The organism is Sagittula sp. S175, from assembly GCF_049800975.1.
Classification (GTDB): Bacteria; Pseudomonadota; Alphaproteobacteria; order Rhodobacterales; family Rhodobacteraceae; genus Sagittula.
This window is the reverse complement of the sequence record NZ_JBNAGB010000027.1, coordinates 1-9,228: the sequence shown is the minus strand read 5'-3', so window position 1 is coordinate 9,228 and position 9,228 is coordinate 1. Positions and strand designations below refer to the sequence as shown.

Annotated in this window: 7 protein-coding genes; all 7 read right to left on the bottom strand. The window is 65.6% G+C overall.

Features of this window, described 5'->3' with window-relative positions:
- Window positions 1-132: 132 nt before the first annotated feature.
- Entirely contained in the window at window positions 133-1,539 is a 1,407-nt protein-coding gene (locus ACP16H_RS22815; RefSeq protein WP_425074537.1) for an exonuclease domain-containing protein, read from the bottom strand.
- Window positions 1,539-2,033: a hypothetical protein gene (locus ACP16H_RS22810; protein ID WP_425074536.1), complete on the bottom strand. Its 495-nt coding sequence runs from the start codon at window positions 2,031-2,033 to the stop codon at window positions 1,539-1,541. Before ACP16H_RS22810 ends, ACP16H_RS22815 begins: the two co-directional genes overlap by 1 nt.
- A 188-nt stretch (window positions 2,034-2,221) precedes the next feature.
- On the bottom strand, window positions 2,222-4,045 hold the full coding sequence (locus ACP16H_RS22805; protein ID WP_425074535.1) for a DUF294 nucleotidyltransferase-like domain-containing protein: 1,824 nt from the start codon (window positions 4,043-4,045) through the stop codon (window positions 2,222-2,224).
- A gap of 424 nt (window positions 4,046-4,469) precedes the next feature.
- Window positions 4,470-6,251 (bottom strand): sodium:solute symporter family protein, encoded by a 1,782-nt coding sequence (locus ACP16H_RS22800; protein WP_425074534.1) that lies wholly within the window; start codon window positions 6,249-6,251, stop codon window positions 4,470-4,472.
- A 5-nt stretch (window positions 6,252-6,256) separates the two neighbouring features.
- Window positions 6,257-6,541, bottom strand: coding sequence for a DUF4212 domain-containing protein (locus tag ACP16H_RS22795; protein WP_425074533.1), 285 nt, complete (start codon window positions 6,539-6,541; stop codon window positions 6,257-6,259).
- A 125-nt stretch (window positions 6,542-6,666) separates the two neighbouring features.
- Entirely contained in the window at window positions 6,667-7,350 is a 684-nt protein-coding gene (locus ACP16H_RS22790; RefSeq protein ID WP_425074532.1) for an adenylate kinase, read from the bottom strand.
- A gap of 4 nt (window positions 7,351-7,354) precedes the next feature.
- A partial coding sequence (gene acs / locus ACP16H_RS22785) for an acetate--CoA ligase (protein ID WP_425074531.1) occupies window positions 7,355-9,228 on the bottom strand: 1,874 nt, incomplete at its 5' end.

Genomic DNA, 9,228 nt, shown 5'->3' with positions numbered 1-9,228 from the left:
TTGGGCGGGCGCCCCAGCTCCCCTCTGGTGGGGTGGGCCGCGCCCCGCGGGGGGCCCCGCGCCGGTCGCCCTGGCGGAGCCAAGGCGAAATACACGAAACCCGTCGGCTTGGCGGAGCCAAGGCGAAACCCCTCAGTTTAGGTCTTCCAGCAGGCGGCCGTGGCGCTTCGTCTCGGCCAGCACATCCGCAAGCGTCTTCATCCCGCGCGCCTCAAGCATGGGCAGCATGCGGGCCAGAACCTCGGCGGTCGCCACCGCATCCCCCAGCGCCGTGTGGCGCAGCTCGGGCGGGATGGTCACGGCGAGTCGGTCACAGAGTGCGTCCAGCGTATGGGTCTGCGAGGCGCCGAACAGCACGGCGGACAGGAGCACCGTGTCGAGGATCGGGTGATCCCATTCCACCCCCATCGCCCGCTTGTGCCGATGCAAAAACGCCATGTCGAAGGGCGCGTTATGCGCCACGATGACCGATCCGCGCGCGAAGGTGTGGAAGGCCTTGCCCGCCTTGGCGATGTCGGGCTTGCCCGCCACCATGGCGTCGGTGACGTGGTGCACCTTGGTCGAGGCGGGCGGGATCGGGCGGCCGGGATCGATGAGCTGGTCGATCTTTTCGCCCGGCACGATGCGGCCGTTGACGATGCGCACAGCGCCGATCTGCACGATCTCGTCCTTGTGCGGCAGCAGCCCCGTGGTTTCCGTGTCGAAGACCGTGAAGGTCAGCCGCCCCAGCGGCAGTTGATCCAGCGCGCCCGGATGGTGTTCGAACAGGTCAAAATCATAGGTCAAAGGCCGCGCGGCCTCGGGCGGCAGGTCGAGGTGCGCGGCATCCACCAGCACCATGTAGCCGCCGCCGCGCATGGGGCGCAGCCGCGCATCATAGGTTTGCGAGGGATCGTTGCCGGGCAGGGTGACGGAGACCTCCTTGCCGGTCTTGTTCATCTTTGCGCAGGCCGATCCCAGCGAGGGCCCGTCGAAGTAATCCGTAAGCGGCGCATTCAGCCGGGGGTGGGCCTGCGAGGCCAGCACTTCGGCGGCCTGACCGTCATAGAGCACGATCAGGTCGGCGCTGTTCACGAGGATCGTGGCGACGGGGATCTCGGTCAGCAGGGCGGTGAGGCGGGCCTTTTCATCCTCCAGCCGCGCGGTCTCGGCCGCGATGCGGTCCGCCGAGTCGAGCGCGCTTTGCGACAGCTTGGTCGACAGGGCGGAGGCAGCGGGGGCGAGGTCGCCGAGATAGCGGGCGGATTGCGCGTCGACCTCGGTGGATATGCCCGCATGGGCGCGCACGCGCAGTTCGGCGGAGAGCCGTTCGATGGGCTTGGCGACGTTTTCGTCGAACAGCAGCCAGATCCCGGCGGCCAGCGCCAGCAGGCCAAAGCTGGCCAGAGCCGCGGCAAAGGTGAAGCCGTTGGAGACGTCCGAGTTGAGCGCCCGCTGCCAGCCCGCATACATCGCCCCCAGCGTGATGGCCGTACCGCCAAGGCCCAGCAGGCAGAAGAACAGGAAGATGCGCAGGCGGAGAGACATCCGGGTGAACATCAAAAGGCCTCGCAGACGGTCTTGACGATGGGATCGTCGGGGCCTGCGTCATACCACGCGGGGTCTGTGCCTTCGCCGTTGGCGGGTGCGGCGCGGCGGTGTCCGGCGCAATCCACCATGATCTGGGCCGCGACTGTGGGTTGCCAGCGGGCAAACAGGTACATGTCCGCCATGTACAGTTGCGGTGTTTCCAGGTTGGCCTGCAGGCGACCGGTGTCCAGCGCGACAAAGCGGTTGGTCATCGGAAAGACGTAGGTCCACGGGCGATAAAACACCTTTTCGTCAACGGATCGCGCGACCTTCACGCCCTCGGGCAAATGGGTGACCGTGCGCGTGTACCAGCCGTATTCCGACGAGATCGTCGCGGCGAGCATGGCGACGCCCGCGCCCACGGGCACCAGCCAGCGGGGCAGGCGTGTGGCGCGGGTGATCCCGAGCATGATACCGGCCCCGGCGAGCCCGGCAAAGATCACGGCCAGCAGTTCCCAGAACATGGCGTCCTCCTCCTTTGATGGGCCGGGTCATGGCGCCCAGTTGGTCCCTTTGGCGCGCAGGCGCCGATCCTCTTGGCGTCAATGACGCTCCGTCTTTGGCGAGGTGCTTTGGACAACACCCCGGGACTTCGCCCGTTCGTCGCGTGAAGGGTCCCCCGGACCCTTCATCGGCTTAGCCGAACCGCTCCTCACCCAAGCATACCCTTACCGTGTCCCAGCGCGGATTGCAGCGACTTCACCACCACGAAGGCGTCGCGCAAATGACTTCGCTCAAAGTCCGACAGCGTCGCGGGGGCAAGGTAGTTGTTCGGAGCCTCGCCCGCCTTGACCAGTGCGGCCTGGTGTTCCAGCCGGGTTTCGGCGATCAGGTCGTAGGCGTCGAGCAGGTCCTGCCCACCGCTGGCCGACAGGACGCCTGCGGCGATGGCGGCCTCCAGCCGGGCGCGGGTGTTGACGGCGGTCAGCCGCCCTTGCAGCGCGTAGACCCGGCCAAGGTCCACCACGGGCACCACGCCGGAATGCTTCAGGTCGATCTGGTTCTTGTGCTCGCCCGAACGGATCGTGGCGAACCCGCGCAGCAGGCCCAGCGGCGGGGTGTGCTTCAGCGAGTTCGACACCATGTGCGCCACGAAGATCGAGTTCTTTGCCGCGCCGTCCAGCGTCTCGTTCTGCAGGTCCTGCAAGAGGGTCGGGTCGCCGCCGATGGGACGCAGGTCGAACATGACCGAGGCCAGCATCTGCGCCTCGGGGTTCGGCTTGCCGATCCAGTTGCGGAAGTAGGTGCGCCATGTGGACAGCGGCTGGCACCAGCGGGGGGCGGAGGCCATCATGTCGCCGGGGCAGAAGACATAGCCGCAGGTGTCGAGGCCCTTGGTGACCTCGGCGGCGAGGTCGGTGAAGTAGGGCCGCATGTCCTCGGTGAAACTGTCGTGCAGGATCAGGACGTTGTCCTGATCGGACACGCCGGTCTGTTCCTGCCGTCCCTGGCTGCCGCAGGCGGCCCAGAGGTAGGGGACGGGGGCGGGGCCGAGCTTGGTTTCGGCCAGTGTCAGCAGACGGCGCGTGGCGGTGTCTGCAATGTCGGTGATGAGCCGCGTCACCACCTCGTGCCGGTTACCGGCCGCCACCAGTTGCACCAGCAGTTGCGGGATGCGTGCCGTGGCGCGGGCCATGGCGTCCGCATCCGGGGCATGGGCGATCTCGGACACCAGTTCCGCCGAAGTCATGGCCTGAAAGCGGGTCAGGTCGGTCTGCGTGATGATGCCCACCAGCCTGTCGTCGCAGGCGATGGGGACGTGGCCGATGCGCCGTTCCATCATCATGTGCAGCACGTCCGAGCCGATGGCCGAAGGGGGCAGGGTCAGGGGATTGGCGGTCATGACGTCGGTGATCGGCGTGTCGAAAGGCAGGCCGCCGCCGACCACCTTGCCCGACAGGTCACGGATGGTGGCGATGCCCTTCAGCGCGTCGCCCGCGGTGATGCAGATGGAGGAGACATGGCGTTCGGCCATCATCTGCGCGGCCTTCTGCACGGTGGTCTCTGGCGGGCAGGTGAGGGGCGTCGTAGCCATCAACGTCTCGACCCTGCTGGTGGCCAGGTCGGCCCGCTTCGGTCGCGCCGGGCGGGTTCGGTCAAAGAATTTCGTTACGGCGGGCTGGGTCTCGACCAGCTTGAGAAAGGCGTCGCGGGACAGGACCAGAAGCAGGCTGTCGGCGGTCGTCTCAGCGGCGGTGACGGCCCGGCCATCGCGCAGAAGCCCGCGCTCGCCAAACGAGTTGCGCGGGCCGAGCGCCGAGATCTGCACCCCGTTGCGGTCGGTCACGGCCACGGCGCCGCTGTGGATAAGATAAAGGCCCTCCAGCGGTTGATCCATTGTGTAAACCGACCGATGGGCGGCCAGCGACAGGGGACGGAAGGCTGGAAGGAGCGCCTCGACGGTTTCTGGTGGCAGCGCATCGTAGGGGTGCACTGTGGCGAGAAAAGCGCGGAGGGAATCGCGGTCGATGGGCATGGCAACCTCGCGGCATGTTCTGGGACCTGTCTACCTCCCGGCACGCGGGAATCGTAGGCTGGACAAGGATTTGGAGGCAATTCTCGGCTCACCGTGGCGCTTGTGCCGCGCCATGGCACCAAAGGTGTTTCGCCTTGGCTGCGCCAAGGCGACCGACGCGGGCTGCGCCCGCATACAGGGGGCTCTGCCCCCCGCGCTGGCGCGCTCCCCCCGACGGTATTTGGATCAAGATGAAGCTCGCTCGGCCTTTGCCTTCATCTTGATCCAAATACCCTCGGGGGAGTCTTCCGGGACGGAAGACGGGGGCAGCGCCCCCTACGCGCCGTCAGGCGCGTCGGTCGATCTGGCGCAGCCAGATCGAAACCCATCAAAAGCAAACCGGCCCCGCGAGGGGGCCGGTCCGGTGTCATTCTTTCAGAAGGGCTTAGTGGTCGATGGCCGCCGAGGCACCGCGCGGGATGCGCACGGATTCCACCAGCTCTTCGATCTCGCGCGGGATCGGCTTGGTCATCGCGGACACGGTGAAGGCCACCGCGAAGTTGATGATCGCACCCACCGCGCCGAAGGAGGTGGACTTGATCCCGAAGAACAGCGGCGCCGCGTCGGTGTAGCTGTTGGTATCGGGGATGAAGAACCAGCCCTTGTGCAGGAAGATGTAGATCAGCGTCACGAGGAAGCCGGACAGCATACCGGCCACGGCGCCCTTGTTGTTCACCTTCGAGAAGATGCCCATCATGAGAACCGGGAAGATCGAGGCTGCTGCCAGGCCGAAGGCCAGGGCCACTGTCTGCGCCGCGAAGCCCGGGGGGTTCAGACCCAGCCAGGTTGCGACGGCGATGGACACACCCATGGCGATCCGGGCGGCCAGCAGTTCGTTCTTTTCCGAGATGTTCGGGGTCAGCTGACCCTTCATCAGGTCGTGCGAGACGGCCGACGAAATGGCGAGCAGCAGACCGGCAGCGGTCGACAGCGCGGCGGCAAGACCACCGGCCGCGACGAGACCGATAACCCAAGACGGCAGGTTGGCGATTTCCGGGTTGGCGAGAACCAGGATGTCGTTGTTGAAGTTGGTCAGCTCGTTGCCGGTCCAGCCTTCAGCAGCTGCCTTTTCCTGCATCGCAGGGGACTTCTCGTTGTAGTACTGGATGCGGCCGTCACCGTTCTTGTCTTCCCAGCCCAGCATCCCGGTCTTCTGCCAGGTTGCCATCCAGTCGTACTCGGCGTCGTTCTCGATCTGCTCGAGCGACACGGCCTGACCCGCAGTGCCTTCGGGCCAGAACTGCTGGGTGATGTTCAGGCGCGCCATGGCACCCACGGCCGGAGCCGTCAGGTACAGCAGCGCGATGAAGACAAGTGCCCAGCCAGCGGACCAGCGTGCGTCGGACACCTTCGGCACGGTGAAGAAGCGCATGATGACGTGGGGCAGGCCAGCGGTGCCGATCATCAGCGACAGGGTGAACAGAACCATGTTCAGCGTGTCACCGTTGTGCGCGGTGTACTGGTTGAAACCCAGTTCGGTCACGATCTGGTCGAGTGTCTGCAGGAGTGGCGCGCCGGTGTTCACGTCATTGCCGAACAGGCCCAGGCCCGGGATCGGGTTGCCGGTCAGCTGCAGCGAGATGAAGATCGCCGGGATGGTGTAAGCGAGGATCAGCACGACGTACTGCGCGACCTGCGTGTAGGTCACGCCCTTCATGCCGCCGAACACCGCGTAGGCGAACACGATCACGGCACCGATCAGCAGGCCGGTGGTGTTCGACACTTCGAGGAACCGGCCAAAGGCCACGCCGACGCCAGTCATCTGGCCGATCACGTAGGTGACCGAGGCGATGATGAGGCAGATCACGGCCACCATGCGCGCGGTCGGCGAGTAGAAGCGGTCACCGATGAACTCGGAGACGGTGAACTTGCCGAACTTGCGCAGGTAGGGCGCAAGCAGCAGCGCCAGCAGCACGTAGCCACCGGTCCAGCCCATGAGGAAGGCCGAGTTGTCATAGCCGGTGAAGGCGATGAGGCCCGCCATCGACAGGAAGGAGGCCGCGGACATCCAGTCTGCTGCCGTCGCCATGCCGTTGGTGACCGGGTGAACGCCGCGGCCTGCGGCGTAGAATTCCGACGTGGAGCCCGCGCGGGCCCAGATCGCGATGCCGATGTAGATCGCGAAGGACGCGCCCACGAACAGCAGGTTGATGGTAAACTGATCCATGGCTCTTATTCCTCGTCCACGCCGTATTCTTTATCGAGCTTGTTCATGCGCCAGGCGTAGAAGAAGATCAGCGCCAGGAAGACGAGGATCGAGCCTTGTTGCGCGAACCAGAAGCCCAGGTCCGAGCCGCCGACGCTGATGCCGGAGAGCATCGGGCGCAGCAGGATGCCGAAGCCGAAGCTGCACAGCGCCCAGATGACCAGACAGATGATGATGAGGCGCAGGTTGGCTTGCCAGTAGCTCTTGCCAGCCTCGGCCTGCGCGGCCGAATTCGTGGTGTGATCCGCCATGAGCGGTCCCTCCTTCCCAGTTTTCGCCCCCCGGTGCGCGGGGGACCCCCTCTCTTGTGTCACGCGGGCTGCGACGCCCCCGTGACGGGTTCTTCGGCCCGGCCCATTTCGGGGCCGGGCGAATGTCACGCCGTGGCGGTCTTGACGATGGCGGACATCTTGGCTGCGATGTCCTCGATCTCACCCATGGCGTCGATGCCGATCAGGGCGCCCTGGCCCTTGTAGTAGGTGATCAGCGGCGCCGTTTGGGCGTGGTAGGCCTCCAGTCGGCTCGCCACGGTTTCGGCGTTGTCGTCGGCGCGGCGCTTCATCTCGGTGCCGCCACACTTGTCGCAGGTCCCTGCCTTGGCGGGCTGCTTGAAGCTGTCGTGGTAGCCTTCGCCGCAGCCGCCGCATGTGTAGCGGCCCGCGATGCGGGTCACCATGGCGGCGTCGTCGACTTCGAGGCTGATGGCCGCGTCGATCTTCTGACCGGTTTCGGCCAGCAGGTCGTCCAGCGCTTCGGCCTGAACGGCGGTGCGCGGGAAGCCGTCGAGGATCACGCCCTTGGCGCAATCGTCTTCGGCCATGCGGTCCCGCAGGATCGCGATGACGATGTCGTCGGAAACCAGCTGACCGGCCTCCATGACGGCCTTGGCACGCTGGCCCGCCTCGGTGCCCGCCGCGACCGCTGCGCGCAGCAGGTCGCCGGTGGACAACTGGACGAAGCCGAACTGCTCTTCGAGCATGCGGGCCTGCGTGCCCTTGCCGGCCCCCGGGGGGCCAAGCAGGATCAGGACGGGGGCGATGTTCTTGGCTGTATCAAGCATCGGTTCAGGCCCTGTTCATCCGGTTTTCGATCAGATCGTCGACGACGGCGGGTTCTGCGAGTGTGGAGGTGTCGCCGAGGGCGCCGTAGTCGTTTTCGGCGATCTTGCGCAGGATGCGGCGCATGATCTTGCCCGAGCGGGTCTTGGGCAGGCCGGGGGCCCATTGGATCAGGTCGGGGGACGCGATCGGGCCGATTTCCGTGCGGACCCAGGTGCGTAGCTCCTTCTTCAGATCCTCCGAAGGCTCCACGCCGTTCATCAAGGTGACGTAGCAGTAAATGCCCTGGCCCTTGATCTCGTGCGGGTAGCCGACCACTGCGGCCTCGGCGACCTTCTCATGCGCCACGAGGGCCGATTCGACCTCTGCGGTGCCCATGCGGTGGCCCGAGACGTTGATGACGTCATCGACGCGCCCGGTGATCCAGTAGTCGCCGTCCGCGTCGCGGCGGCAGCCGTCGCCCGAGAAGTAATAGCCTTTGTAATCAGCAAAGTAGGTCTTCTCGAACCGCTCGTGATCGCCCCAGACGGTGCGCATCTGGCCGGGCCAGCTGTCCTTGATCGCCAGTACGCCCTCGGTCGGCAAGGCGTCGATTTCCTGGCCCGACTGCGGGTCCAGAACCACCGGCTGCACGCCAAAGAACGGCTTCATCGCGGCACCCGGTTTGGTTGCATGGGCGCCCGGCAGCGGGGTCAGCAGGTGGCCGCCGGTCTCGGTCTGCCACCAAGTGTCGACGATCGGGCATTTACCTTTGCCGACGATGTCGTTGTACCAGTTCCAGGCCTCGGGGTTGATCGGTTCGCCCACAGTGCCGAGGATGCGCAGGGAGCTGAGGTCGCATTTCTCGACGAACTCCGGACCCTGGCCCATCAGCGCGCGGATCGCCGTCGGCGCGGTGTAGAACTGGTTCACCTTGTGCTTTTCGCAGACCTGCCAGAAACGGCTGGCATCCGGGTAGGTCGGCACGCCCTCGAACATCAGCGTGGTCGCGCCGTTCGCCAGCGGACCGTACACGATATACGAGTGTCCGGTGACCCAACCCACGTCTGCCGTGCACCAGTAAACGTCGCCTTCATGATAATCGAAGACAACTTCCTGCGTCAGCGACGCGTAAAGGAGATATCCACCCGTCGTGTGTACAACGCCCTTCGGCTGGCCCGTCGAGCCGGAGGTGTAAAGGATGAACAGCGGGTCTTCGGCATTCATTTCAACGGGCTGGCAGTAGTCGGACGCTTCCAGAGCCATCTCGTTGTAGTCATAATCGCGGCCGTCCACCCAGGTGGTCTGGCCACCGGTGCGCTTGACCACGAGGCACTTCACGCTGTCCTTGCAGTGCAAGAGCGCCTTGTCGGCATTGGTCTTCAGCGGGGTCTTGCGGCCTCCGCGCGGGGCTTCGTCGGCGGTGATGACGACCTTGGCGTCGCAGCCGTTCACACGGGCGGCGAGGGCGTCGGGCGAGAAGCCGGCGAAGACGATGGAATGGATCGCGCCGATGCGGGCGCAGGCGAGCATGGCATAGGCGGCCTCGGGGATCATCGGGAGGTAGATGATGACCCGGTCGCCCTTCTTGACGCCCATGGTTTCCAGCACGTTTGCCATGCGGCAGACGCGGCGGTGCAGGTCGTTGTAGGAAATCGACTGCGCCTGCTCGTTGGGATCATCGGGTTCAAAGATGATGGCTGTCTGGTTGCCGCGCTTTTCCAGATGGCGGTCGATGCAGTTCGCGGCCACGTTCAGCGTGCCGTCGCGGAACCACTCGATCTTGACCTGGCCGAGGGTGAAATCGGTGTTCTTGATCTCGGTCGGCTGTTTCATCCAGTCGAGCCGCTTCGCCTGCTCGCCCCAGAAAGCCGCCGGATCAGCAACCGACGCCGCATACA

What these genes read in the sequence shown, in the direction of transcription:
- ACP16H_RS22815 (WP_425074537.1), bottom strand. Translation starts at nt 1,539, where the DNA reads ATGTTCACCCGGATGTCTCTCCGCCTGCGCATCTTCCTGTTCTTCTGC.
- ACP16H_RS22810 (WP_425074536.1), bottom strand. Translation starts at nt 2,033, where the DNA reads ATGTTCTGGGAACTGCTGGCCGTGATCTTTGCCGGGCTCGCCGGGGCC.
- ACP16H_RS22805 (WP_425074535.1), bottom strand. Translation starts at nt 4,045, where the DNA reads ATGCCCATCGACCGCGATTCCCTCCGCGCTTTTCTCGCCACAGTGCAC.
- ACP16H_RS22800 (WP_425074534.1), bottom strand. Translation starts at nt 6,251, where the DNA reads ATGGATCAGTTTACCATCAACCTGCTGTTCGTGGGCGCGTCCTTCGCG.
- ACP16H_RS22795 (WP_425074533.1), bottom strand. Translation starts at nt 6,541, where the DNA reads ATGGCGGATCACACCACGAATTCGGCCGCGCAGGCCGAGGCTGGCAAG.
- ACP16H_RS22790 (WP_425074532.1), bottom strand. Translation starts at nt 7,350, where the DNA reads ATGCTTGATACAGCCAAGAACATCGCCCCCGTCCTGATCCTGCTTGGC.